Raw genomic sequence first — 26,072 nt, forward strand, 5'->3', positions numbered from 1 at the left:
AAATGGCAAATCGAGGAGGTGACGTGAAATGTTCTTTCCTGGTATAAACAGATTTTTCATTCAAAAAACAAAAAAACAGAAAAGAGAGGTTACTGAGCATTTCCCGGCAAGGTATCATTCACATTCATACCGGGAAGGAATATTTCAATTTATCTCAAAAAAAGGAAGTCTGACCATCGAGACGGCACTGGTACTGCCATTGTTCCTTTTTGCCATGCTGGCTATGTTGCAGTTTGCTTCCATTCAGTATGCGACATCCAGCCTGCTGGCAGGTGCACAGGATACCGTAAAAGATATGGCAGCCTATGCCTATCTGGAAAGTACCGGAATTATGCCAGAAGAAGGAGTATCAACAGATCTTCTTAAAGCTGGCATATCGTTTGGGTATGCCTCTAGTCAGGTGAAAAAAAGATCTGGAGTGGATGGACATATGGGAAAGATCAGCCTTTTGCAGTCAGATTTTTCCGATGGGCAGATACTGGATCTGACAGGAACATTTCAACCAGAACATACCTTCACGATATTTCCGGTAAAAAAAATAAAAAGCATTTTCCGTACCAGGGTACGTGCGTGGACAGGAAGAACCGGAACAATATCTGGCAATACTGCCGGAGAAGGAACGGAAGAAGAGGAGGATATGGTTTATGTGGCAGAGACGGGAACTGTTTATCACAGAGATCCGGAATGTACCCATATCCGTCTGTCTGTGAAGACTGTACCAAGAGGACAGGTGAAAGGACTGCGTAATGCAAGTGGAGGTAAATATCATGTTTGTGAAAAATGTGGATCAGGGAAAGGCGGCGTGGTTTATATTTCCCCTTATGGGGACAAATACCATTCGTCACTGGGATGCAGCGGATTAAAAAGAACAGTAAGCAGTGTATCTCTGTCAGATACCGGGAATCTGCGGCCTTGCTCCAAATGTGGAAAAAAATAGAAAGTGCAGGAGAAAGAAAAGTGGAATCCTTATATATAGTATTGTTGATTTATCTGGTTATAGAGAGCCGGAGAGATATCAGGAAAAAAGAAATATCAGTAAAAAATACAGCTGGATTTGCAATAGCAGCGCTGTTGCTGCGAGTGGGAAATCTGGGAATAAGACTTGTGACCGGTAATATTACTATAAAAAGTATAGGATTTCTGTTGACCGCTTTGGCGCCTGGTATTTTTTTGCTGGCATTTGGGCTGATAACCAGACAGGCCATAGGTTATGGAGATGGTTTGATGTTGCTGGTGTGTGGGTTATGTCTTGGAGGAAAAACAGCAGGAGTTCTGTTAATTACCGGAATGTTTTTGATCTGTCCGATATCGCTATATCTGTTACTGTTCAAAAGGGCAAAAAGGGATACCCAGCTGCCTTTTGCACCGTTTTTACTGGGTGCCTATCTGACCTGGCTGGCAACAGGTGCCTGAATCGAATCATATGTAAAACATACAGGAAAAACATTGCGAAAAATAAGTAATTATTCAGGGGCGTAAAAGAAAAGGGGAGAATCATATGCAGATGTTACATAAAAAAATTTCAGATCAGAAAGGAAGCTATACCATAGAGGCAGCATTACTGATGGGAATTCTGCTGTCGGTACTGATAGCAGTGATCTATATTGGATTCTGGTATCATGACAAAGACTTTTTGCAAAGCGCAGCTTATGAGACGGTATGTGCAGCGAGTCTGCATACAGAGGATGCAAGCTGGCAAATGGAACAGGCAGTAAAGAATTTAACAGGAGGTCGAATGCTGGGAACCAGGGAGCTGCAGAGTACATGTCAGAATGGCAGGAAAACGGTAACAGTGGAATTTCATGGAAATTTCAGGATTCCTGGTATGATTTTGGCATTTTTTCAAAATAGTAAGCTAAATATACAGGAATCCTGCACAATGACTGTGGAACGTCCGTCCAAACGAATACAAAAAGTAAGAGGGCTTATAAAGGTGGCACAGAGAGTCGGAGGTAAGACAGAATGAGATTATCCTTTGAACATGATCTTGCACATAATTATGTGATACCGGAAGCAGAGGTGCCGAATGGGGAAGCTTCGTTTCCGGAAACGGAATATGAACTGCATATGTTGGAAGAAAATCAGATACCAGGATTTCTGGACTGTGTTCGAAAAAAAATAAATGGGAAAAACCAGTATTATTATGAAATAACGTCCCGTCAATCCCTGACACAGATCTGTGAGAATGAACCACTGACAGCAGAAAGTATCCGTCTGTTACTATATTGTCTGTATCAGGCGCTACAGCAGATGGATCCTTATTTGCTGGATGGAAATAAAATTGTGTTGGAGCCGGAGATGATTTATCTGGATATTGAGTCCAGAGAGGCATTTTTTTGTTACTGGCCGCTTTGTGGGAAGACCATTCAGGAATCTTTTCGGATGCTGGCCTCTTATCTGCTCTATCATCTTGAGCGGTCGGATACAGAGGCAGTACTTTTGATGTATGAGATAAACCGGAAGGTACAGGAAAAAAATTTTGCACTGCTTGATTTACTGCAGGAAAAAATGCAGGCAGCAGAGCAGAATAGAAAACCAGAAAATCAGTATCGCGAAAAGGATATATCAGAAAGAAACAGTCAGGAGAACATACAGGAAGAAAACATATTACAGGAAAAAACAGAAAAAAGTCTCAAAAACAAGGACGCAAAGAAAAAAAGAGAACAAAAAAAGAAGAGAGAGACGGCGAGAAAACAAAAAGAAGTAAAATGTAATGGAAATATGGCAGCAGGAGTGATTTGTCTGGCAGTTCTTGGAATTGTTGCGATTGCTGCCCGTATGGAATTCCTGACGATTACGCAGGCAGGCGGTATTGCATTTCTTCTTATTGGAGGAATGGCCTATGTACTTTCTCCTGAAAAAAGACGAAAAAAGAAAACAGAAAAAGAGAAAAAGACGGCAGATATTAATTGGGAGATGCCAGAACCGATTTCGACAGTCAAAGAGAATAGTATTCAAGGTAATCAGAGCAGTCCACCACAGGAAGAAATGGTGGGGGCAACCACTGTACTCTGGGAAGGCGGAGAAAAATATCAGCAGCATCTGACACTGATCAGTATGAATGCGAGAGAACGAAATAGTGTGGTTCTGGTGAATGATAGTTATCTGATTGGAAAACTGAAATCCAAAGTAGACATTTATATTGATGACGCATCTGTCAGCCGTATTCATGCCAGAATTCAAAAGGAGGAGAATGAGTATTATTTATGTGATATGAATTCAACCAATGGAACTTATCTGAATGGAAGAAGACTTGGAATACAGGAAAAAGTGCCAATTCATGTGTCAGATGAAATCACATTTGCCGGGCTTGGTTATTATGTGGGAAACTGTTGAAAAAGATCTCCTTGCCTGATAAAAATGAAAATGATATGATGATGGTAATGAGGCACGGAAAATAACCGTTGTCATAGCCTGAAAATGCAGATGGCATTTTAGAACAGGGTTGCAAGAAGAAAAGAACAGGAGAATATACATGAAGAAAATTGGTATTATCGGAGCAATGGAAGTAGAAATTGCATCTTTAAAAAGTGCAATGAAGGTCAGCAGAATGCTGAAAAAGGCTCAGATGGAGTTCCTGGAAGGTGAACTGGAAGGCTGCCAGGCGGTAGTAGTAAGAAGCGGAATTGGAAAAGTTAATGCAGCGGTCTGTACACAGATTCTGGTAGATGAGTTTGGGGTAGATGGTGTGATTAACACAGGAATTGCCGGATCACTGAAGGCAGAGATTAACATTGGAGATATTGTGTTATCCACAGATGTGCTGCATCATGATATGGATGCCACAGGCTTTGGTTATCCACTTGGTCAGATTCCGCAGATGGATGCCTTCTCTTTCCAGGCAGATGAACAGATGAGAAAGCTGGCGAAGGAAGTTTGCGAGGAAGTAAATCCAGAGATTCGTGTGTTTGAAGGAAGAGTCGTCAGTGGAGATCAGTTTATTTCCAGCAGAGAGGTAAAGGACAAGATCAAAGAGAATTTTGACGGCTGCTGCACTGAGATGGAAGGCGCAGCGATTGCACAGACAGCATATCTGAATCAGATTCCGTTTGTGATTATTCGTGCGATTTCGGATAAGGCAGATGACAGTGCAACGATGGATTATCCAACCTTTGAGAAACAGGCTGTGGAACACAGTGTACGTCTTACCCGTGGATTCCTGAAAAGAATTCAGAAATAATCACAGAGGTCCCTAACCTGAACCTCTTCAGAATAAAAATGAAGTTCAAAAGTCCGTAAACATGCAGTTTATGGGCTTTTTTGACGAACGATTTTACTTTGCAAACCGGAAAAATTGATTTATACTCTGCAATTAACAGGAGCAGGATCCGTGCCCGGGGAGAGGAGTCTGCATCTGAAAAAAAGAAAGGGGATCACTATGATACATACTATTTTACAGTCAAAAGTGTTACTCTATTTGATGACAGCAACTGGTTTGCTTGGATTACTTTGCCAGATAATTGGAAACAGATGTTATCGTCAGTTTATTCGGGAGGCGGCAGATGCACAGCCGGAAAAGGGTGAGTTTATTAAGCGAATGCGCTACCGGTATCAGATCGACAGCCGATGCTGCGGCGGGACGATGAATCTTCCGGTTTTTGCCCAGAAAATGCTGATGGATTATAAATATAAAAGACTGACACTGCATCAGTGGAAAAGACAGGCTCTTGGATGGTATCTGGGAACTGCTGCGATTGCTGCGGCAGGTATCCGCTATTACCAGCTGCAGCATAATCAGGGAAATCTGCTTGTGATGCAGCGGGGAATTGCAGCCATTACGGTACTGACTTTACTGATGGTGCTCTGGTGTGACAGCCGTTACAAAGAGAAAAGGCTGCTGATTCAGATGCAGGATTACCTGAGCCATTCCGGAATCGCTGCAGATACCGGAGATGCTGCTTTGGAAGAATGGAAAGAAGCACAGGAAACAACCAGCAATGCTGGCAGGCAGAAACAGGAAGTAAACTATGAGTCCAGAGCGCAGAGAGAGAAGCGGCAGCTTCAGGACAGCCTGTCCAGAATAAAAGGCGGTGAAAAAGAAACAGCAGCCAGTGAAGAAAAAGACTGGAGCAAAGAACGAAACCGGGAGATTTTAAAGCAAATGGATGCGAAGGAACAGGAACGCATCATACGGGAAGTCCTGGCAGAATTTTTGGCTTGAAAAGGAAAAAATTCCCTGTTAAACTGAAAAAATAACTGTATTTGAAGAGGCAGTGAAGGGAGAAACAAAAGATGAAGATTGTGATACTGGAAGCAAATTCGCTGGGACAGGATGTGGACTTAAAAGCTTTTGAAAAATTAGGTGAGGTGGTAATTTATGGACAGTCGAATGCACTGGACACGCCGGAAAAAATAAAAGATGCAGATGTGCTCGTGGTAAATAAAGTGCCGATGAATGAACAGACACTTGGGGCTGCCAAAAAGCTGAAAATGATTGCCATTACGGCAACAGGCTACAATATTGTAGATAAAGCATATACAGACAGCAGGAAGATAGCAGTTGCCAAAGTCAGCGGATATTCCACAGAATCAGTGGCACAGCACACCTTCGCACTGGCGCTTTATCTGGTGAACCAGCTGGCCTATTATGACAATTATGTCAAAAGCGGAGAATATGTAAAGTCTGATATTTTCAGCCATTTTGATAAAAAGATTTTCGAGCTGGCAGGAAAGACCTGGGGAATTGTTGGCCTGGGCGCAATTGGCAGAAAGGTGGCACAGATCGCACAAAGTTTTGGCTGCAGGGTGATCTATTACTCCACCTCAGGCAGGAATCATAATACGGAGTATCAAAGTGTGGATCTGGACACATTGCTTGCTTCTTCAGATATTCTTTCTATCCATGCACCGTTAAGTGCTGCAACAGAGAACTTTATGAACCTGGAAAAATTCCGGAAAATGAAGTCATCTGCCATCTTGATCAATGTGGCAAGAGGCCCGATTGTAAATGAAAGAGATCTGGTCACTGCGTTAAATCAGGGAATGATTGCAGGCGCAGGCCTGGATGTGATATCGGTAGAACCGATGAAGGCAGATAATCCATTGCTGGAGATTCAGGACAGTGGCAGACTGATTGTGACACCACATATTGCATGGGCAACAGGAGAAGCCAGACAGCGTGTGGCAGATGAGACTTATTTAAATATCGAAGCGTTTCTAAAAGGCGAAAAAAGAAATCTGGTTCCGTAGAGCCAGATTTCTTTTTGATTAATCTTCTTCAATGACATGAAATTCCAGAAAATCAAAATCAATTTCCTCAATAAAATTATCCTGACGAAATTTTGTAGAACTGTGTTTCTGGAATTCACGGATATTGGAATCCAGCCAGATCGGTTTGCCAAGATCAAATTCCAGACAGATATCATCCAGTGCGTGAAAGATCTTGTGAGTTCTGGTATCGTTGGAATGATCTTCAATTGTTGTGTCTTTCAGAAGATGATTGTCTTTCCATATTTTTCCCCAAATGCGCATAGGCTATTCCTTTCTGTCTGCGAGAATGATTTAACTGGTTTCTCCAGATTCGGAAGAAGCAGTATCCAGTGGCAGTAACGTCTCACTGTCTACTTCTATGACAGGTCTGGTGAACCAGTCATAGACCATTGCAGTGATCTCGCGAATATGATCCACTGCAGATCCGGTATCTGTCAGATTGGTAGACAGGATACAGAAGATATAATCCCCGTATGGCGTATAAATAATTGCGGTATCATTTTCCGTATCATCTACTTCACCGGTCTTGTGGGAAATCGGTGTTCCTTCTGGAAGACCGGCAGGAATTTTATAGTTTACCTCCTGATTATTCAGAAGGTTCTCGAACCGATAAGAAGCATAATGAGAAACAAGTTCCCGGTTATAGATCATTTCCAGAAGCCTTCCACAGTCGGCGGCAGAGGTCTCATTAATCCGCCCATCCGATACCCACAGACTTGGATCAGCAATGCCGTTTACCTGAATGGTATTGGCAAATCCCATTCTTTGAATAAAGTCATTCACTTTTGCCAGACCTGTCTGAAAATCACCGGATTCATCGCAAAAGCTGCGTACCAGAACATTGGATGATTCATTATCGCTGACCGTGATCATCTCATGTAGTGCGTGGGTAATCGTATCTGTTTCAGTCAGGTCTCCGTTCTCGATCAGTTCCAGTGTAGCGCCTGCAATATAGAGCTTAATCAGGCTGGCAGACTGCATGGCGTGTTCATTGATCTCCATGGTATTGCCATTTTTCAGATCTTTTAAGTAGACACTCCAGTCCCCCTGATAATCAGAGAGCATTGAGGTGATACGTTTCTGAAGTTCTTGCCAGTTCATGCGGATGCGCCAGGCACGTCCACAGCGGTCACGGATCACCATGCCATCTGAGGTGATCTGTGGTATGGGAATATTATTTAATCGATTTAATGTAAAAGAACCAAGATCCAGATAGCGTGGCAGATCGCCGAACAACTGATTCAGTTCTTCTTCCGACAGAGCGTGCCAGTCAGATGGCAATTGATTTGGAACATCGACAGAAAAAGCTTCTGTGTCAGCTTCCGTCTCAGAAATCTGTTCTGTCTGGACGGTAAGTTCCGGCCAGGAGACAGAATCACTGGCAAGTGCAGCTATGGGACAGCTCCAAATGGCTGTAGTGGTCAATATTCCAGTTAAAAGCAGGGAAACCATGCTTTTCTTTATCATGTTCAGCTCATCCTTTCGAAAATATTGTGTGTTTTGTACTCTTTTTGACACTGTAATCCTATCTTACACGAAAGAAAAATGTTTGTAAACCAGTTTCGCAGTTGATCCAGTGAACTTCCATTTTGGGGTAAAAGTGTGTTATACTGTGGGAAGTTAGAAAAGCAGGAGGAAAACTGGTGATGGGAAAAATGACAACAGGTTTGGTTCATATTTACTGTGGAAATGGAAAAGGAAAAACAACAACGGGAATGGGGTTATGCGCCAGAGCGGCCGGATATGGATATAAGGTTCTGATTTATCAGTTCATGAAGAATAACAAGACCAGTGAGCGTAAAATTCTGGAGGCGGTGGAAAACATTACCTGGATCAGTGGCCTGGATCAGGAAAAATTCAGTTTCCAGATGACAGAGGAGGAGAAAGCAGAGCGGCGGATTTTCTATGGTGAGCAGTTGAAGAAAGTGACAAAAGAAGCGGCAGAGGGCCATTATGATGTGTTGTTTCTGGATGAATGTATCTATACGATCAAAGCAGGCCTTCTGGATGAAGCCTTATTGCTGGACTTCCTGGATCACAAACCAGAAAAGCTGGAAGTGATTCTGACGGGTCAGGGACCGTCTGAAGAATTGATGAAACGGGCAGACTATATATCAGAGATCTGTATGAGAAAGCATCCTTTTGAAAAAGGGATTCCGGCCAGACCGGGAATCGAACGGTAGGGGCATATTAGGAAAAACAAGGAGAAATGAACATGAGAGCATATGAAAGACTTTTGAATTATGTAAAGATCTATACCACCAGCGAGGAAGAAGGTGGGGCAACTCCCTCAGCTGCAAGGGAATTTGACCTTGGCAATGTGCTGACAGAGGAATTAAAAGAAATCGGTGTAGAAAATGTCAGAATCACAAAAAACTGTTATGTATATGGTGAGATCCCGGCTACACCAGGTATGGAACATATCCCGGCACTGGGGTTCATTGCACATATGGATACTGCTCCAGACTTCAGCGGAGAAGGGGTAAAACCACAGATTGTAGGAGACTATGACGGTTCAGATATCAGGCTGGGAGACAGTGGACGTGTGTTAAGTCCGAAAGCATTTCCAGATCTGGAAAAATTAAAGGGCAGAACCCTGATTACCACAGATGGAACAACGCTTCTGGGTGCAGATGATAAGGCTGGCATTGCGGAGATCATGACTATGGCAGAACAGATTATCAAAGAAGATATAGCCCATGGAAAAATCTGTATTGCCTTTACACCGGATGAAGAGATCGGAGAGGGGGCAGATCATTTTGATGTCGAAGGATTCGGCGCAAAATATGCTTATACGGTAGACGGTGGAGCAGAGAACGAGATTGAATTCGAAAACTTCAATGCAGCAGGTGCAACAGTAAAAGTGACCGGACTTTCCGTACATCCTGGTGACAGCAAGGACACCATGATCAATGCAGCCCTGGTGGCCATGGAGTTCAACCAGATGCTTCCGGCAGGAGAAACTCCAAGAGGTACGAAAGGATATGAAGGCTTTTTTCATTTGACGGATATGAGTGGAGATGTGTCGAATGCGACGTTATCCTACATTATTCGTGATCATGACGCTGCACATTTTGAGATTCGTAAGGAACAGATGCAGCACATCGCAGATCTGCTGAATGAAAAATATGGGGCAGGTACGGTAGTGCTGACAGTGAAAGAGCAGTATCGCAATATGAGAGAAAAGATTGAAGAATGTATGTTTCTGATTGACTACGCCAAAGAAGCAGTGCAGACATCAGGTCTTCAGCCAGAGATAATCGCCATCCGTGGCGGCACAGACGGAGCCAGACTCTCTTTCATGGGACTGCCATGCCCGAATCTGGGAACCGGTGGATATGCTTTCCATGGCCCATTCGAGCACATTACCACGGAAGGTATGGATGCAGTGGTGGAAAATCTGAAAGGTATCGTTAAGGCGTTCGGAGAAAAGGCAGTATGACAGAACAGGAAAAATTCATGAAAGAGGCCATCCGGCAGGCAAAGAAAGCATACCTGCTGGAGGAAGTGCCAATCGGCTGCGTCATTGTGCATGAAGGAAAAATCATTGCAAGAGGGTACAACCGGAGAAACACAGACAGGAACACGCTCTCCCATGCAGAACTGATCGCTATTCGCAAAGCAGCAAAGAAGCTGGGCGACTGGAGACTGGAAGAATGCACCATGTATGTGACTCTGGAACCATGTCAGATGTGTTCCGGCGCCATGATGCAGGCCAGGCTGACGGAAGCAGTCATCGGATGTATGAATCCTAAGGCTGGATGCGCTGGATCTGTATTGAATATTCTGGAAATGGACGGCTTTAATCATAAGGTGCAGGTGACAAGAGGTGTTCTGGAAGAAGAATGTAGTCAGATGATGAGCCAGTTTTTCCGGGAACTGCGGGAAAAGAAGAAAGCGGCCCGCAGTTCCTTAAAACAAAATCCCGCTCATTTCAATGACAATTCCCCAGAATACGCCTAATGCATACAGTGTACCTACAATGCATAGATTTTTTTTCCAATGACGGTTTAATCGAAACAGAATCAGTATTCCAACTCCTGCATTGACCAGCAGTCCGCTCATAAGAGCTCCGGCACTGATGATATGCTGCAGATATAGCTGTGTGATCACTACCGAAGAGGCACAGTTTGGAATTAATCCTACTAATGCAGCCACAGCTTCCCCCATGACCGGTGTACCCTGGAAGATAGCAGCGATACTTTCTTCTCCCACATATCCGATCAGAAGATTCAATGCTGCGGAAATCAGGAAAATAAAGACAAAGATCTTCACGGTATGAGTAATCGCTGACTGCAGAGCACCATCTTCACAGCTGCAGTGTTCTTCTTCGCATACCGTGTGGATATCCAGATCCTTTTCCTTATGGTGGATCAGATGCAGGTAAGCAAATTCTACTGCAAATCCGGAGATGACAGCAATGATAACTTTCACGGCGAGAATCTTCAGGATGGTTTCCATCGGCACTTTTTCTGAAAGAAAAATTGGAAGCATTTCATCTGATGTGGAAAGATATACAGAAAACAACGTTCCTATTGTAATGACTCTTCCTGCATACAGACTGGATGCAGCAGCTGAAAATCCACATTGCGGAAGGATTCCAAGAATACCGCCCCATAAAGGTCCGAGATCCCCTGCCTGGCGGATCCTTTGCTGCACTTTTCCTCCGGTATGATGTTCCAGTTCTTCCATCAGGAAATAAGTCAGAAGCAGGAAAGGAACCAGTTTGATGCTGTCATGCAGTGCATCCAATAAACAATCTATGATCATTTTCATCATCCTTTCTATATGAGTGAACATATGAACACTCTTTAAAATATCTTTACTCAGAAAAACAGAGCTTATGTATAATCCAATCTCTTATGAATCATACATAAACTCTGCTTTTTCACCACGCACCGCACTTCGAATTCCGGCCATGGACGTTACCTCTACAGTTAACTCGGTCCAGGCACCCTCGCATCACACAAGAGCTTCTGCTTAGTGCTGCTCCATTCCTGACCTGACACGGTTCACAGATTCCTGTTGTGCAAGACCCAGACGTCAACGCCACTTATAAAGGGCAGCTCCACAACCAAGAGCCCTCGGATTGGTATCACCCCTGCTGTAGCGGATTGCAGGTACAGGGCACCGCTATCTCCCCGGCTGCGTGGATAGTTCATACTATACCTTGTTTCCGGACTTTTGTCAATCAAAGGTTTTTATTCGCAACAGATCCACCAGATCCAGAGGCTTCTGAATGCTGGCATCCGGATCGGCCACTTCACCAAAGCCATATTCTGCCAGAATAAATGGAATGCCGGCTTCTTTACACGCACTGGCATCGCCCAGTGTATCCCCGACATAGACAGGATCCTTCAGATGATTTTCTTTCATCAGGCGCAGGATCGTCTGACCTTTGGAGGTACCGGTCTGTCCAAAGCAAAGATGATCTGTAATATAAGACTCAAAATGGTTTTTTCTCAGGAACTGTTCAATATAGCCACACTGGCAATTGCTGACAATAAAAAGAGGCAGCTTTTCAGATAACTTCTGGAACATTTCTTCGATGCCAGGGTAAAGCAGCAGTTTTGGATCAGCCTTTTCCAGTTCTTCCTCCTCCAGAATCACACATTTTTCGGAAATGTAGTGCTGCTGTTCGGCAGAAAGCTCTGGCAGAAGCTCTGCGAAGATCTGATCCATTGGCTTGCCAAACAGTTTCATTAATCTGGCCCCATCTACACGAACCGGCAGATCTGTATAAGTCTCCAGAGCACGGTTGTAACCAATGGCCACTACTTTTGTGGAATCCCAGAGAGTCCCATCTACATCAAAAATAATACTGTCTATATTATTAGAAAACATATCTACCTCCTGTGTAATGAAAAAGCCGGTTGAGATCCAACCGGCAGCAAAACGGAGAGCAAGGGATTCGAACCCTCGGTGGGTATTAGCCACACGGCTTTTCGAGAGCCGCACCTTAAACCACTCGGACAACTCTCCCCAGATTGCGTACATCAGTATACCAGATTTGTCAGTGTATGTCAAAGAAAAAACGTGAAAACGCCCATTGATGAAGCCTTTCGGAAATGGTACTATAAAAAGACAAGTTGTAACTGTTCAGAATTCACTGTCCTGTGAAAAGACTGAACAGATACGAAAAGTTGAATAATTGCGGCCGAAGATGTGGAGGAAGAGAAATGTTTACGAAAATCGGAGAGGAGCGGGCTTTTGACGCCATCCTTGGTCAGATCATAGAAAATATTCAGTCGGGAGAACTGAAAGCGGGCGATGCACTGCCTGCCGAACGAATGATAGCAGAGAGCATGGGGGTATCCAGACCGGCAGTACGGGAAGTGCTCCGTGCACTGGAGCTTTTGGGAATTGTGAAATCCGTACCGGGAGGAGGTAATTATATCACCGACAGATTGGACACCTGGCTGATCGGTCCGCTGTCCCTGATGTTCCGGTTAAATAACGGATATCTGAAGCAAAATCAGCAGCTGCGTGCAGCGCTGGAGCGTGAGACTGCCATTCTGGCAGCCAGAAACTGTACACCGTTGGATGCGGCAGAGCTGCGGATGATTCTGGCCAGGCTGGATGCAGCAGAGCAGGAGAGTGATCGTGGAGAACTGGATAAGCAACTGCACCAGAAGATTGCCCAGATGGCAGATAATCCTATGTTGTACAGCGTGCTGACTGCAGCCGATCAGCTGACTGAGAGCATCATATCCGGAACAAGAAATTATATTATGCAGAAAAAACAGTCAGCAAGAGAAGTAGATGAACAGCATCAGCGTCTGGTAGAAGCGATTATCGCAGGGGAGACTGTCGCAGCGCAAAGCTGTATGTCAGAACATATGGAAACCATTGAAAAATATATGGAAGAAATGCAGAGAGAAAAAGACGAAAAGTTAAAAAATTAACTTATAAAGTCCTCTTGAATTTTGGTAAGACCAGTGGTATAATCAATTCATAAATTGGTAATACCAATAAAAACGATTGGAAGACCGGACGAAGGGGGACTTTTACTATGGGATATGTAACGTGGTCATATGATACCTTAAATCAGTTTTGCAAAGATGTATTTCAGGCATTCGGATTCTCAGAAGAAGAGAGCAATGAGATCAAAGATGTACTTCTGACAGCTGATCTGTATGGCATTGAGAGTCATGGAATGCAGAGAATGGTGCGTTACCATAAGGGAATTGAAAAGGGAACAATCCATCCTCATGCGGTGCCTGAAGTAGTGTTTGAGACACCGGTTTCTGCGGTGATTGACGGACATAATGGAATGGGACAGCTGATCAGTATCTTTGCTATGAAGAAGGCAATCGAAAAGGCAAAGCAGACCGGCGTCGGCATGGTCAGTGTAAGAGAATCCAATCATTTTGGAATTGCAGGTTATTATGCGAAGATGGCCAGTGAAGAAGGACTTCTTGGTATGGCATGCACAAACTCAGAGGCCATCATGGTTCCAACCTTTGGAAGGAAAGCAATGCTCGGTTCCAATCCAATTGCAGTGGCTATGCCTGCAGACCCATACCCGTTTTTCTTTGACTGTTCCACAACCGTGGTGACCAGAGGAAAACTGGAGATGTACAATAAAATGGAAAAACCACTTCCAGAAGGCTGGGCACTTGATAAAGACGGACACGCCAGCACAAATGCACCGGATGTCCTGTCTAATATTGTTTCCAAAAAAGGCGGTGGAATCATGCCGCTTGGCGGAAACGAAGAGGTAACAGGAAGCCATAAAGGCTATGGCTACGGTATGCTGTGTGAGTTATTCAGCTCCATTTTATCCATGGGTGTAACATCAGACCATTGCTGTACCTTCCCGGATAAGACTGGAATCTGCCACGGATTTATCGCGATCAACCCGGCTGTCTTTGGCAACCCGGATGAAATCCGCAAGCATTTTTCAGACTTTCTGGAAGCACTTCGGGAAAGCCCGAAGGCAGAAGGAAAGAGTCGCATCTACACCCATGGAGAAAAAGAAGTGCTGGCAGAAAAAGAGAGAATGGAACATGGTATTCCAGTAAATGATAATACCATGGTAGAACTTGGAAATCTGTGCAGCTATCTGAAACTGGATTTCCACAAATATTTTGCAGACTATGAACTGCCGCAGGATAGCAAATTCTTTACCGGAAATTATTAAAAACTTTGACAGTTACAATCATACAGTGATAAAATTCATATCGAATGAAATTTAGAAGATCTCATGGAGGAGAAGAGGATGGATTACGCAAAAGAATCATTAAAGTTACACGGAGAATGGAAAGGCAAGATCGAAGTAGTGACCAGAGTGCCGGTAGAGAATAAAGATGACCTTTCCCTTGCTTACACACCGGGTGTTGCGCAGCCTTGTCTGGAAATCCAGAAGGATGTGAATAAGTCTTATGAACTGACCAGAAGATGGAATATGTGTCTGGTAGTAACAGATGGATCTGCGGTACTGGGACTGGGAGATATCGGACCGGAAGCAGGTATGCCGGTTATGGAAGGAAAGTGTGTACTGTTTAAGGCATTTGGTGATGTAGATGCGTTCCCTCTCTGCATCAAGAGTAATGATGTAGATGAGATTGTAAATACTATCTATCTTATCTCCGGATCTTTTGGCGGTGTCAATCTGGAAGACATCTCTGCTCCAAGATGTTTTGAAATTGAGAAAAAGTTAAAAGAAAAATGTGACATTCCGATCTTCCATGATGACCAGCATGGAACAGCGATTATTACACTGGCCGGTCTGACCAATGCACTGAAAGTGGTTGGAAAGAAAAAAGAAGAAGTTCGTGTGGTCATGAATGGTGCAGGTGCAGCGGCGATCTCTATTGCCCGCCTGTTGTTAACCGCAGGTGTAAAAAATATCACACTTTGTGACCGTAAGGGTGCCATTTATGAAGGACGTAAAGAAGGCATGAATCCGGTCAAAGAAGAGATGAGCAAGATTACCAATCCAGAGAAAAAATCAGGTTCTCTGGCAGATATGCTGGTTGGCGCAGATGTATTTATCGGAGTTTCCGCACCTGGTGCTGTTACTACTGATATGGTAAAAACTATGGCAAAAGATGCCATCATCTTTGCCTGCGCAAACCCGACACCGGAGATCTTCCCGGATGATGCAAAAGCAGGTGGAGCAAAAGTAATCGCGACAGGAAGAAGTGACTTCCCGAACCAGATCAATAACGTGCTGGCATTTCCTGGTGTATTTCGTGGAGCATTTGATGTCAGAGCAAAAGACATCAATGATGAGATGAAGATTGCAGCAGCAGAAGCACTGGCAGGACTGATCACAGACGAAGAACTGACTCCGGATTATATCATTCCGAAGGCATTTGATAAGAGAGTAGGAGCGGCAGTAGCCAAAGCAGTAGCAGAGACAGCAAGAAAGACTGGCGTAGCCCGTATCTAAAAATAAATAATAAGAAGAATCCGCCATCTCTGACGGGTTCTTTTTTCTTGTTATCCCTCAAAAAATGTAGTATAGTAATTTTATACGTGCAGAAAATGTCTGTATGACAAAAACTGCAATAATGATGAAAGAAGGTATCAAATATGTTGAGAGTGGGCATGCTTACCAGTGGCGGTGACTGTCAGGCATTGAATGCAACCATGCGAGGCGTGGTGAAGGCATTATCGTCTAATGTACAGGATTTAGAGGTGTATGGATTCTTAAACGGATATAAGGGCCTGATCTACGGAGACTACAGACTCCTGACAGCACAGGATTTTTCGGGGATCCTGACTAAGGGTGGAACCATTATCGGTTCTTCCAGACAGCCATTTAAACTGATGCGTGTACCGGATGAAAACGGATTGGATAAAGTAGAAGCAATGAAGCAGAATTATTACAAGCTTCGGTTGGATTGTCTGGTCATTCTTGGCGGTAACGGTACACAGAAGACGGCCAACCTGCTTCGTGAGGAAGGACTGAATATTATCCACCTTCCAAAGACGATTGATAATGATATTTATGGAACAGACATGACCTTTGGATTCTATAGTGCAGTAAATATTGCTACAGAGGCCATTGACTGCATTCATACTACAGCATCCTCCCATAACCGTGTCTTTATTGTAGAGATCATGGGACATAAAGTGGGACAGCTTTGCCTGTATGCAGGCATTGCAGGCGGTGCCGATATTATTCTGATTCCGGAGATCCCATATGATATTGATAAGGTTATTGAGGCGATTGACAAGCGTACGCAACAGGGAAAAGGATTTACAGTGCTTGCGGTAGCAGAGGGCGCAATTTCCAAGGAAGTGGCAGCTATGAGCAAGAAGGAGCAGAAGAAGTATCTGGAAAATAAAAAACATCCGTCTGTTTCCTATGAACTGGCAGCCGCTATTCAGGAAAAGAGCGGGACAGAAGTACGGGTGACGGTGCCTGGACATACACAGCGGGGCGGAAGCCCTTGCCCGTATGACCGCGTGCTTTCCACAAGACTGGGAGCAGCAGGAGCGAATGCAATTCTGAACGGAGAGTTCGGTTATATGATCGGTATGGTAAACGGCAAGACTAAGAAAGTACCGCTGGAAGATGTAGCAGGCAAACTGAAATCCGTATCACCGGATGATCAGATCATCAAAGAAGCAAAACTGATCGGCATCAGTTTTGGAGACTAAGAATTGTGAAAAAGCGGCAGAGCCTGGAGACAGACCCGGCCGCCTCTTTTACGCAAGCAGCAGACAGGAGACAGAAAAATGGGATATACAGCCCTGTATCGGAAGTTCCGCCCGGATACTTTTGCAGATGTAAAGGGACAGGATGCGATTGTACAGACATTAAAGAATCAGATCAACGCTGACAGAATAGGTCATGCTTACCTGTTTTGCGGAACCCGGGGAACCGGTAAGACGACGGTGGCCAAGATTCTGGCAAAAGCAGTAAACTGTGAGCACCCGATAGATGGAAATCCCTGCAATGAATGTGCAACCTGCAAGGCAATTGCTGCCGGAAGCTCTATGAATGTGATAGAGATTGATGCAGCATCCAATAATGGTGTAGACAATATTCGTGAGATTCGGGAAGAGACAACTTATTCGCCTACGGAAGGAAAATATAAGGTCTATATTATCGATGAGGTGCATATGCTTTCCATTGGGGCGTTTAATGCACTGCTGAAGACACTGGAGGAACCACCATCTTATGTGATTTTTATTTTGGCTACGACAGAAGCACATAAGATTCCGATTACGATTCTTTCCAGATGCCAGAGATATGATTTTAAGCGAATCTCCATTTTGACGATTGCAGACAGGCTGACACAGCTGATGAAGGAAGAACAGGTGGAGGTAGAGGAAAAGGCGATTCGTTATATTGCCAGAAAAGCAGATGGCTCTATGCGAGATGCCCTGAGTCTGATGGATCAGTGCATTGCCTTTTATCTTGGACAGAAGCTGACATACGATAATGTACTGGATGTACTGGGCGCAGTAGACACGGAGGTTTTCAGCAGAATGCTGCGGTTGATTTTGCAGAATCAGGTAGCAGAACTAATGAAGATGCTGGAAGATCTGGTCATGCAGGGCAGGGAGCTGGGGCAGTTCGTTACAGATTTTACCTGGTACATGCGAAATCTTCTGCTTTTGAAGGCATCAGATGATCTGGAGGATGTGCTGGATGTATCTACGGATAATCTGAAGCTGCTGCAGGAAGAAGCGGGAATGGTAAGAGAAGATACCTTGATCCGTTATATTCGGATTTTTTCGGAATTGTCCAATCAGATCAAGTTCGAATCATCTAAGAGAATTGCACTGGAAGTGGCATTGATTAAGCTGTGCCGTCCAGAGATGGAGCGGGATGAGACTTCGCTTCTGGATCGGATCCGTCGCCTGGAACAGATGATACAGAATGGAGTTCAGGTGGTAAATACGCAGAATTCCGGTTATCGGAGTGCTTCGCACGGTGAGAAGGCAGGCTATAACCCGGAAGAACAGATATCAGCAGATATAGAAACGACATCTGGTGAGGCGGCAGCTGCACCACTTCCAGAAGAAGCAGCCGCACCGGAAGATCTGAAGCAGGCATTGGCTAAATGGCGTAATATTGTCAACGCCACAGGCGGCCGGTTGAAAAGTGTATTGCTCAGCGCTAAGGTTCAGTATAATGCATCAGGAGAGGATCAGCGGCTGTATGTGGTATTCCAGGATTTTCTCGGAGAACGATATGTGAATGATCCGGGCACAAAAGAATTACTGGAAAAGATCATTGCAGAACAGATTGGAAAAAAAGTGGAAGTGAAAATGATGCTGCAGCAGGATGCAGGAATCACACAGGCCAGACTGGTGAATGTGTCTGTGGAAGAAAAGATCCGGCAGCAGGTACATTTTGACAATATAGAGATAGAAGATTAATCAGGAGGAAAAAGATATGGCAAAAAGAGGAGGATTTCCAGGAGGAATGCCTGGTAATATGAATAATCTGATGAAGCAGGCGCAGAGAATGCAGAAGCAGATGGAAGAGAATCAGAAACAGCTGGAAGAAAAAGAATTTACAGCAGCAGCAGGCGGAGGAGCAGTAGAAGTAACCGTCAGCGGAAAGCGGGAAGTGACCAAAGTAAAACTGCAGGAAGATGTAGTAGATCCGGATGATATTGAGATGCTGGAGGATCTGATCGTTGCAGCAACCAATGAAGCACTTCGTAAAGTAGAAGAAGAGTCCAGTGCAGTAATGTCTAAGCTGACAGGAGGACTTGGCGGAGGATTCCCATTCTAATGGATTACTACAGCAGTCAGATCAGCAGGCTGATCGAAGAATTTTCCAAGCTTCCGGGTATCGGACCAAAGTCGGCACAGCGGCTGGCCTTTCATATTATTAATCGGCCGATCGAAGAAGTGAAAAGCCTGTCTGATGCCATTATAGAAGCCAAAGAGCATGTACGATACTGTAAGCAGTGTTATACACTGACGGACAGTGAATTATGTCCGATCTGCAGCAACCCGGAAAGGGATGCATCCACAATTATGGTGGTGGAGAATACCAGAGACCTGGCAGCCTATGAGAAAACCGGAAAATATAACGGCGTATATCATGTGCTCCACGGGGCAATTTCGCCTATGCTGGGGATTGGACCAAATGATATCAAGCTAAAAGAACTGATTCAGCGGCTTCAGGGTGATGTAAAAGAAGTGATTATTGCGACCAACTCCAGTCTGGAGGGGGAGACAACGGCTATGTATATCAGCAAACTAATCAAGCCGACAGGTATTAAAGTCAGCAGGATTGCAAGTGGAGTGCCGGTAGGAGGAGATCTGGAATATATTGACCAGGTGACTCTTCTGAGGGCTCTGGAGGGACGCGTAGAATTATAGAAAAAATATGGCGGGAACAGGATCCATATCTTGTGATAGCATAGTAAAGTGTGCTATAATAAATACAATGTGGCTGTTCGGAAATTATCGTTTTGCGTGTGCAAAAGTACTGGACAGATACGCACGAATATTATATAAATGGAGGGCATTATGAATAAGTTAGAGTTACAAAAAACTGCTAACGAGATCCGCAAGGGTATCGTCACAGCAGTTCACAGTGCAAAAGCAGGTCATCCGGGCGGATCCCTGTCGGCAACAGAGATATTTACATATTTATATTTTGAAGAGATGAACATTGATCCGAAGGATCCGAAAAAAGCAGACAGAGACCGATTTGTATTATCCAAGGGTCACACAGCTCCAGGTCTGTATTCTACTCTGGCACACAGAGGATACTTCCCGGTAGAAGATTTGACAACTCTGCGTAAATTAGGCTCTTATCTTCAGGGACACCCTTGTATGCAGCATATTCCGGGCGTTGATATGTCCAGCGGATCACTGGGACAGGGAATTTCTGCAGCAGTAGGTATGGCGTTATCGGCAAAGATGAGTGGTGATAGCTACAGAACCTATACACTTCTTGGTGATGGAGAGATTCAGGAAGGCCAGGTATGGGAGGCTGCTATGTTTGCAGGAGCCAGAAAACTGGACAATCTGGTAGTGATTGTGGATAACAACGGATTACAGATTGATGGACCGATTGATGAGGTAAACAGCCCATATCCAATTGATAAAAAGTTTGAAGCATTCAATTTCCATGTAATTAACGTTGCAGATGGAAATGATTTCGATCAGTTAAAAGCTGCATTTGATGAAGCTAAGGCTACCAAGGGAATGCCTACAGCTATCATTGCCAAGACCCTGAAAGGAAAAGGAGTTTCCTTCATGGAAGGCCAGGTGGGATGGCACGGAAAAGCGCCAAACGACGAAGAATATGCAATCGCTATGGCAGACTTAGAGAAGGTAGGTGAAGCATTATGTCAGAAGTAAAGAAGATCGCAACCAGAGAAAGTTATGGTAATGCCCTCGTAGAAGTGGGAAAAGAGAATCCGAATGTTGTAGTGCTGGATGCAGACCTTGCAGCAGCTACCAAGACGGGCACATTTAAAAAAGCATTTCCGGAACGTCACATTGACTGTGGTATCGCAGAATGCAACATGACAGGAATTGCAGCAGGTATGGCAACTACAGGAAAAATTCCTTTTATCAGTTCTTTCGCCATGTTTGCAGCAGGACGTAATTTTGAACAGATCCGTAACTCTATCGGATATCCACATCTGAATGTGAAGATTGGCGCTACCCATGCAGGTATCTCCGTAGGAGAAGATGGCGCTACCCATCAGTGCAACGAAGATATCGCACTGATGAGAACCATCCCGGGTATGGTAGTGATCTGCCCGTCTGATGATGTGGAAGCAAAAGCAGCTGTAAAGGCGGCAGTAGAATACGAAGGACCAGTTTATTTACGTTTTGGACGTCTGGCAGTGCCGGTAATCAATGACAAGCCAGATTACAAATTTGAAATCGGTAAAGGTGTGACTTTAAAAGAAGGCAAAGATCTTACCATCGTGGCAACCGGACTCCCGGTAGCAGAATGTCTGGCAGCAGCAGAGATGCTGGCAAAAGATGGTATTGATGCAGAAGTGATCAATATTCATACCATCAAGCCTCTGGATGAAGACCTGATCGTAGCATCTGCAAAGAAGACCGGTAAAGTGGTAACTGTGGAAGAACATTCTGTAATCGGCGGCCTTGGCGGTGCTGTAGCAGAGTGCCTCAGTGAGAAAGCACCAACCAGAATGCTGAGAATCGGTATGAACGATGTATTTGGTGAATCAGGAACAGCAGTGGCACTGCTTCACAAATATGGTCTGGATGCGGAAGGCATTTACAATAAAATCAAAGCATTTGTTTAGAATATCCGCTGCAGGCCAGAAGGATGCCTTTTGTGATGCATTCTGCCATGGCCATGACAGCAGAAGGACGGGTGGTCTGGAGAATCATGTGAGCATATTCTCCTGAGAGATTGATGATCCCTGTGATGGAGATATCCCCCACCGTTCCTAGACATTTGTTTACACCAGCCCCGGGAGAAAGAGCTCCTGGGGCTATTGTTATATAATGAAGATGTTTCTTGCTTCCCAGGCAGGCGTCAATGGCGATGACCGGGCTGTCTGGATGAGAGAAAGAGACTTTGGACATAGTCTCTCTCAGATTCATAGCATGGACAGGCTGTGAAAGTGTGCCATAGACGGTATAAGGAAAAGCAGAAGAACAGTGCAGCCATGTGCCGACAAGAGGACCGAGGCTGTCACCGGTAACCAGATCAGTGCCAATACAGAGAAAAACTGGTGCAGCGCTTCCAGAATGAGAATGGCATAACAAAGAAATAAGCTGATCAGCCAGGAGATATGGAGCGGAATCGGACTTGCCGTTGATATAGCAGGTAGCCGTGTGTGATACATTCATAATCTTATAGGATCCTTTCTTTTTATTTCTACAGTGTATCCACAAAAAGGAAAAAGTATACAGCATATTATGTCGATGAATACCCGGAGCTTTAGGAGTTGTTTTGCTAAAATTTGCAAAAGAAAAATGTTACTCTGAATCTAAAAAGGAGTGAGTGCAGATATGTCAGAGACAAAAAAAGAATGGAAACTGCCGAAGAATACACGACAGGTAGGAGATGGAAGCGGGGATAAGAAGCTTTATGTGGAAGATTATGTTGTGACATATTTAAACCGGCTGTCAGGACAGAAGGAAACGGCAAAAGCGCTTCTTCTGGGAACCGTAAAAGAACAGAATCTGTATCCATATGTATTCGTGGATGCAGCGATCGAAATAGAAGATTTTCGTATGAGTGAGGAAGAGAAAATACAACTGGATAAACAGATAGAAACAGAATTTGGAATCAAAAAAGTAGTAGGCTGGTTCCTTTCTTCAAAGGAAAAACCGGTAATCTATAACCAGGAGGTTCTGGACATCTATAAACAACTGTTTCAGGAAGAAAATCAGGTTCTTCTGGTGGCAGATTCACTGGAAGATGAACTGACTGCATTTTTTATGGAGGAAGAAATACTGACAGAACAACCAGGATACTTTATATACTATGAGAAAAATGTGCCGATGCAAAAGCGGTTGATTCAGACCAGTACAGAAAAGACAGAGAAGATGGAAGAAAATGTGGAGGATCATGCAATTCAACGTTTTCGGAAACTTGTGAAGCAAAAGAAGACGGAAAAAGAGGCAGAAGAAGAACAGAAACAAGGCTGGATGACTTACATAGCCGGAGGATTTCTGGTTATGACCGTGTTGGCGCTTGGCGTGACGATCGTCTATAATTATGATCGAATGAAACAAGTAGAACAAAGTCTGGCGATTCTCTCAGATCATGTGGACAGTCAGAGAGAGTATGTTACGGATCAGGCAGATTCGGCAGAAGCGGTAATCTCTCATATGAAGAATGTGACGGAAGATACTGTGGAAGATACAGAAAATCTGACGGTGGAAGAAGAGATTGTAACAGAAAATTCTGTGCAGACAGTAGCAGAAACAGAAAAAAATATCGAAACAGAGCAAAACAGTGAAACAGAAACAGAAGAAAAACATCAGCCGGAGGATGCAGTGCGAACGGCAGCAAATCAGGCAAGAGCGTCCTATACGATAAAGGTTGGTGATACTTTGGCTGGAATTAGTGAAATGTATTATGGAACGACAGAAAAAGTACAGGAAATCTGTGCACTGAATGGCATATCAGAAGAAGATACGATACTTCCGGGACAGAAAATTCTTCTTCCATAATATTTTAGGGCATGTTATGATGATAGGTAATGAAATATGGTAATTGTTCAGAACGGGGAACGCAAGATGAAATTATTTGAGAAATTAAAAAAAGATCACAATACAGAGCCTAAGTTTTCGTTTCGAGATGCGCTAGGAAATATGAAATCAGCAGTAATTGGTAAAGCATCCGATATGAGAGCTGACTATAAGAGCAAAGCAGACCAGGCAATGCAGAGTGATGAAATGCTGAATTTATCGTCAAAACTGCGTATGCACAAAAATAAAGTCAGGATCCGGACAGCTGCGATCCTGACTGTTTTGCTGGTAGTATCAGTAGGATTTGGAATATATCATCATGTTAAGGTATATCGACATTATACTCTGGTATCCAGAGAGGAACGGACGGATGATAATGCAACGCAATATGTTTTTCTGAAAAAAGGATGCACTTTGAAATGCAATCCCAATGGAGTGACCTGTGTCAATAAAGAAAATGCGGTTCAGTGGAATACGACTTTTACGATGCAAAATCCGGTGATTGATGTATGTGGAACGACCGTGGCAGTGGCTGATCAGCGTGGGAATGATATTTATATTTTCAATGAAAAAGGTCTGGTCGGTAACTTTAAAGTGGAGTATACGCTGACTAAAATCCGGGTAGCCAAACAGGGAGTTGTAGCAGCAATTCTGGAAGATGGAGATGTTACCTGGATTAATGTATATGATTCTCAGGGAAATATTATTGTAAAGAATAAGACTTCTGTTGGCAAAGCGGGATATCCATTGGATATGGATATTTCTTCAGACGGACTGAAAATGATGGTATCATTTGCTGGTATCCAGAATCAGATGCTGGAATCAAAGGTGGATTTCTATAATTTCTCATCAGTGGGAAAAGATCAGGAGAATAATCTGGTGAAAGAGGTCAGCTATGAGGGAAGTGTGATCCCGGAAGTGCAGTTTATGGATTCTGATTACGCAGTGGCATTTCGGGATGCCGGAGCGTCTGTTTTTTATGGAAAGCATGTGCCAGAGGAGAAGAAGGAGATCGCAGTCGAAAAAGAAATTGTCAGTACCTTTTATGATGAATCTTATTTTGGTATTGTGACAGAAAATGGCCAGGAAGAGAATACACATAAGTATAAGGTGGAAGTATATCGGGAGAATGGATCCAGATGCTTTCAGGCTTATTTTGATATGGAATATACCCAAATTAAAATATGCGGAGAGGAAATCTTTTTCTATAATGGAACGGAATTGATGATCTATACAACTTCTGGCAAACTGAAATATTTGGCAGAATATGAAAAACAGATCACGGATGTTATCCCATCGGAGGGACTCGGCAAATATATGATCATCACACCGGACAGTGTGGATACTATAAAGATCGGATAGGAAATACTATGAATATTTTGACAGGAATTGTATTACTGATATTTTTATTATTTATGATAAGGGGATATCGCAGAGGTCTGATAAAAAGTCTGGCCTCTGTGATATCTCTTGCTGCTTCTGTGGTATTGGTATCATTTGTGACGCCGTATGTATCTCAGTTTTTACAGGAGCAGACACCAGTATATACCTATGTGATGGAAAAATGCCAGGAATCATTTACGGTATCACTGGATGAAAAGACGGAAAAACTGGCAGAGACAGAAGAGAAAACTGAAGAGGAAGAGATCTCATTAAAGAGTATACAGTCGGACAATGACCGGAGTGTGGCAGAAAAGATCATGGGCGAATCAGACAGACAGATGCAGAAAAAAGCAATCGATGAACTGCCAATTCCAGATATGCTAAAGAAACTACTGATTAATAATAACACAGAAAAGACGTATCAAAAACTGGCAGTAAACAGCTTTAACGATTATGTGCCAAAATTCATGGCCAATCTGATTATGAATATTATAGCTTTTGTGTTAACCTGGGTAATAGTGGCAAGTTTTATCTGGCTGGCAGTCATGACGCTAGATGTGATTGCCAATCTTCCGGTGATTCATGGAATTAATCAGATCCTGGGGCTGCTGCTGGGGTTCATGCAGGCACTGGCTATTGTCTGGATTACCTTTTTAGTTATTACCATATTCAGTAGTACGGCAATTGGAAAGCTTCTGATGGAGATGATTGAGCAAAGCGTGATACTTGATAAATTATATGATCTGAACGTATTTTTAAATTTTTTGCAAAAAACAATAAAAATATAAAAAAACCTGTTGACAAACTGCTGAGAGAATGCTATTATAAACAAGCTGTTTGAGAGAACAAAAGATTTGAAAACAGCAAAGAATAGCTTTTAAATTCTTGAAAAAAGAATTTAAAAAATAAAAAAAGTTCTTGACAAATGATAAAAGCTTTGATAGAATAATGAAGCTGATCTGTGAGAGAACAGCAAAGAACCTTGATAATTGAACAGTGAAACAACCTTGAAAGATTCTAAAAAAGTTTTAATATTCAAGGAACTGACCTTATAAAACAGTAAAAGGGATAGATTAGCTAGTATGTTGATTTTGATCCCGGAATCAAACATTTATTTTGAGAGTTTGATCCTGGCTCAGGATGAACGCTGGCGGCGTGCTTAACACATGCAAGTCGAGCGAAGCACTTAAGAAAGATTCTTCGGATGATTTCTCAAGTGACTGAGCGGCGGACGGGTGAGTAACGCGTGGATAACCTGCCTCATACAGGGGGATAACAGTTAGAAATGACTGCTAATACCGCATAAGCGCACAGTGCTGCATGGCACAGTGTGAAAAACTCCGGTGGTATGAGATGGA

At 43.6% G+C, this 26,072-nt stretch carries 27 protein-coding genes, 1 tRNA gene, 1 rRNA gene and 1 other RNA gene; 23 read left to right on the top strand and 7 right to left on the bottom strand.

Going from position 1 to position 26,072, the window contains the following annotated elements; translation table 11 throughout:
• The first annotated feature begins 28 nt into the window (after positions 1-28).
• The 7 genes from OCV47_RS04995 to OCV47_RS05025 all read left to right on the top strand — a co-directional run bounded on the left by OCV47_RS04995 (position 29) and on the right by OCV47_RS05025 (position 6,189).
• Complete coding sequence (locus OCV47_RS04995; protein WP_256301670.1) at positions 29-937, top strand: TadE family protein; 909 nt, start codon at positions 29-31, stop codon at positions 935-937.
• 20 nt (positions 938-957) lie between these two features.
• Positions 958-1,413, top strand: coding sequence for a prepilin peptidase (locus OCV47_RS05000; RefSeq protein ID WP_262654157.1), 456 nt, complete (start codon positions 958-960; stop codon positions 1,411-1,413).
• 91 nt (positions 1,414-1,504) lie between these two features.
• Positions 1,505-1,966 carry a TadE/TadG family type IV pilus assembly protein gene (locus OCV47_RS05005; RefSeq protein ID WP_256301666.1) on the top strand — a complete coding sequence of 154 codons (462 nt, stop codon included), beginning with the start codon at positions 1,505-1,507 and terminating at the stop codon, positions 1,964-1,966.
• On the top strand, positions 1,963-3,336 hold the full coding sequence (locus OCV47_RS05010) for an FHA domain-containing protein (RefSeq protein ID WP_256301664.1): 1,374 nt from the start codon (positions 1,963-1,965) through the stop codon (positions 3,334-3,336). The genes OCV47_RS05005 and OCV47_RS05010 overlap by 4 nt, the downstream gene beginning before the upstream one ends.
• A 139-nt stretch (positions 3,337-3,475) precedes the next feature.
• On the top strand, positions 3,476-4,180 hold the full coding sequence (locus tag OCV47_RS05015; protein ID WP_117449180.1) for a 5'-methylthioadenosine/adenosylhomocysteine nucleosidase: 705 nt from the start codon (positions 3,476-3,478) through the stop codon (positions 4,178-4,180).
• Between the two features lie 198 nt (positions 4,181-4,378).
• On the top strand, positions 4,379-5,161 hold the full coding sequence (locus tag OCV47_RS05020; RefSeq protein ID WP_256301661.1) for a hypothetical protein: 783 nt from the start codon (positions 4,379-4,381) through the stop codon (positions 5,159-5,161).
• A gap of 71 nt (positions 5,162-5,232) precedes the next feature.
• Complete coding sequence (locus tag OCV47_RS05025) at positions 5,233-6,189, top strand: D-2-hydroxyacid dehydrogenase (protein WP_262654159.1); 957 nt, start codon at positions 5,233-5,235, stop codon at positions 6,187-6,189.
• 18 nt (positions 6,190-6,207) lie between these two features.
• Here the strand turns inward: OCV47_RS05025 and OCV47_RS05030 are convergent, their stop codons facing one another.
• Both OCV47_RS05030 and OCV47_RS05035 read right to left on the bottom strand, forming a co-directional pair.
• Entirely contained in the window at positions 6,208-6,471 is a 264-nt protein-coding gene (locus OCV47_RS05030) for a hypothetical protein (protein ID WP_256301657.1), read from the bottom strand.
• A 30-nt stretch (positions 6,472-6,501) separates the two neighbouring features.
• On the bottom strand, positions 6,502-7,677 hold the full coding sequence (locus OCV47_RS05035) for a serine hydrolase (RefSeq protein ID WP_256301655.1): 1,176 nt from the start codon (positions 7,675-7,677) through the stop codon (positions 6,502-6,504).
• Positions 7,678-7,856: 179 nt separating this feature from the next.
• On the opposite strand from OCV47_RS05035, the gene OCV47_RS05040 reads away from it, so the two are divergent.
• Genes OCV47_RS05040 through tadA form a run of 3 tightly spaced genes read left to right on the top strand, consistent with a single transcriptional unit; the run spans position 7,857 to position 10,173 of the window.
• Positions 7,857-8,393, top strand: coding sequence for a cob(I)yrinic acid a,c-diamide adenosyltransferase (locus OCV47_RS05040; protein WP_256301653.1), 537 nt, complete (start codon positions 7,857-7,859; stop codon positions 8,391-8,393).
• Between the two features lie 32 nt (positions 8,394-8,425).
• A complete protein-coding gene (gene pepT, locus OCV47_RS05045) occupies positions 8,426-9,652 on the top strand; it encodes a peptidase T (RefSeq protein WP_256301651.1) in 1,227 nt (408 codons plus the stop codon).
• The gene (gene tadA / locus OCV47_RS05050; RefSeq protein ID WP_262654161.1) at positions 9,649-10,173 is read left to right on the top strand and encodes a tRNA adenosine(34) deaminase TadA; all 525 of its coding nucleotides are present in this window, start codon (positions 9,649-9,651) and stop codon (positions 10,171-10,173) included. Before pepT ends, tadA begins: the two co-directional genes overlap by 4 nt.
• Here tadA and OCV47_RS05055 read toward each other — a convergent pair.
• The 4 genes from OCV47_RS05055 to OCV47_RS05070 form a co-directional block, all read right to left on the bottom strand.
• Positions 10,123-10,989, bottom strand: a complete 867-nt coding sequence (locus tag OCV47_RS05055) for a putative manganese transporter (protein WP_262654184.1) — start codon at positions 10,987-10,989, stop codon at positions 10,123-10,125. The two genes, tadA and OCV47_RS05055, sit on opposite strands and share 51 nt — an antisense overlap.
• A 112-nt stretch (positions 10,990-11,101) precedes the next feature.
• An RNA gene (gene ffs / locus OCV47_RS05060) (signal recognition particle sRNA large type) lies at positions 11,102-11,363 on the bottom strand.
• A gap of 34 nt (positions 11,364-11,397) precedes the next feature.
• A complete protein-coding gene (locus OCV47_RS05065; RefSeq protein WP_262654163.1) occupies positions 11,398-12,054 on the bottom strand; it encodes an HAD family hydrolase in 657 nt (218 codons plus the stop codon).
• A gap of 52 nt (positions 12,055-12,106) precedes the next feature.
• Positions 12,107-12,192, bottom strand: a tRNA-Ser gene (locus OCV47_RS05070).
• 197 nt (positions 12,193-12,389) lie between these two features.
• On the opposite strand from OCV47_RS05070, the gene OCV47_RS05075 reads away from it, so the two are divergent.
• From OCV47_RS05075 to OCV47_RS05115, 9 genes are all read left to right on the top strand, one after another.
• A complete protein-coding gene (locus tag OCV47_RS05075; RefSeq protein ID WP_256301645.1) occupies positions 12,390-13,115 on the top strand; it encodes a FadR/GntR family transcriptional regulator in 726 nt (241 codons plus the stop codon).
• A gap of 107 nt (positions 13,116-13,222) precedes the next feature.
• Positions 13,223-14,353 (top strand): Ldh family oxidoreductase, encoded by a 1,131-nt coding sequence (locus tag OCV47_RS05080; RefSeq protein ID WP_117449166.1) that lies wholly within the window; start codon positions 13,223-13,225, stop codon positions 14,351-14,353.
• 78 nt (positions 14,354-14,431) lie between these two features.
• Positions 14,432-15,607 (top strand): NAD(P)-dependent malic enzyme, encoded by a 1,176-nt coding sequence (locus OCV47_RS05085; protein ID WP_256301641.1) that lies wholly within the window; start codon positions 14,432-14,434, stop codon positions 15,605-15,607.
• A 143-nt stretch (positions 15,608-15,750) separates the two neighbouring features.
• On the top strand, positions 15,751-16,824 hold the full coding sequence (locus tag OCV47_RS05090; RefSeq protein WP_262654165.1) for a 6-phosphofructokinase: 1,074 nt from the start codon (positions 15,751-15,753) through the stop codon (positions 16,822-16,824).
• Between the two features lie 78 nt (positions 16,825-16,902).
• On the top strand, positions 16,903-18,555 hold the full coding sequence (gene dnaX / locus OCV47_RS05095) for a DNA polymerase III subunit gamma/tau (RefSeq protein WP_262654167.1): 1,653 nt from the start codon (positions 16,903-16,905) through the stop codon (positions 18,553-18,555).
• Between the two features lie 16 nt (positions 18,556-18,571).
• Positions 18,572-18,916 carry a YbaB/EbfC family nucleoid-associated protein gene (locus OCV47_RS05100; RefSeq protein WP_117449164.1) on the top strand — a complete coding sequence of 115 codons (345 nt, stop codon included), beginning with the start codon at positions 18,572-18,574 and terminating at the stop codon, positions 18,914-18,916.
• Complete coding sequence (gene recR / locus OCV47_RS05105) at positions 18,916-19,512, top strand: recombination mediator RecR (protein WP_256301768.1); 597 nt, start codon at positions 18,916-18,918, stop codon at positions 19,510-19,512. The genes OCV47_RS05100 and recR overlap by 1 nt, the downstream gene beginning before the upstream one ends.
• A gap of 150 nt (positions 19,513-19,662) precedes the next feature.
• Positions 19,663-20,502, top strand: coding sequence for a transketolase (locus OCV47_RS05110; protein ID WP_117449162.1), 840 nt, complete (start codon positions 19,663-19,665; stop codon positions 20,500-20,502).
• The gene (locus tag OCV47_RS05115; protein WP_256301771.1) at positions 20,490-21,428 is read left to right on the top strand and encodes a transketolase family protein; all 939 of its coding nucleotides are present in this window, start codon (positions 20,490-20,492) and stop codon (positions 21,426-21,428) included. The genes OCV47_RS05110 and OCV47_RS05115 overlap by 13 nt, the downstream gene beginning before the upstream one ends.
• On the opposite strand, the gene yyaC is transcribed toward OCV47_RS05115, so the two are convergent.
• The gene (gene yyaC, locus OCV47_RS05120) at positions 21,412-21,981 is read right to left on the bottom strand and encodes a spore protease YyaC (RefSeq protein ID WP_262654169.1); all 570 of its coding nucleotides are present in this window, start codon (positions 21,979-21,981) and stop codon (positions 21,412-21,414) included. The genes OCV47_RS05115 and yyaC overlap by 17 nt on opposite strands.
• Before the next feature lie 162 nt (positions 21,982-22,143).
• Between yyaC and OCV47_RS05125 the strand changes: the two genes are divergently transcribed.
• From OCV47_RS05125 to OCV47_RS05140, 4 genes are all read left to right on the top strand, one after another.
• On the top strand, positions 22,144-23,313 hold the full coding sequence (locus OCV47_RS05125) for a LysM peptidoglycan-binding domain-containing protein (protein WP_262654171.1): 1,170 nt from the start codon (positions 22,144-22,146) through the stop codon (positions 23,311-23,313).
• Positions 23,314-23,379: 66 nt separating this feature from the next.
• Positions 23,380-24,693 (top strand): DUF5711 family protein, encoded by a 1,314-nt coding sequence (locus tag OCV47_RS05130; RefSeq protein ID WP_262654173.1) that lies wholly within the window; start codon positions 23,380-23,382, stop codon positions 24,691-24,693.
• 8 nt (positions 24,694-24,701) lie between these two features.
• Complete coding sequence (locus OCV47_RS05135; RefSeq protein ID WP_262654174.1) at positions 24,702-25,502, top strand: CvpA family protein; 801 nt, start codon at positions 24,702-24,704, stop codon at positions 25,500-25,502.
• 324 nt (positions 25,503-25,826) lie between these two features.
• Positions 25,827-26,072: ribosomal RNA gene (locus OCV47_RS05140) — 16S ribosomal RNA — on the top strand; the annotation flags it as partial.

The organism is Muricoprocola aceti (assembly GCF_025567005.1).
Classification (GTDB): domain Bacteria; phylum Bacillota; class Clostridia; order Lachnospirales; family Lachnospiraceae; genus Marvinbryantia; species Marvinbryantia aceti.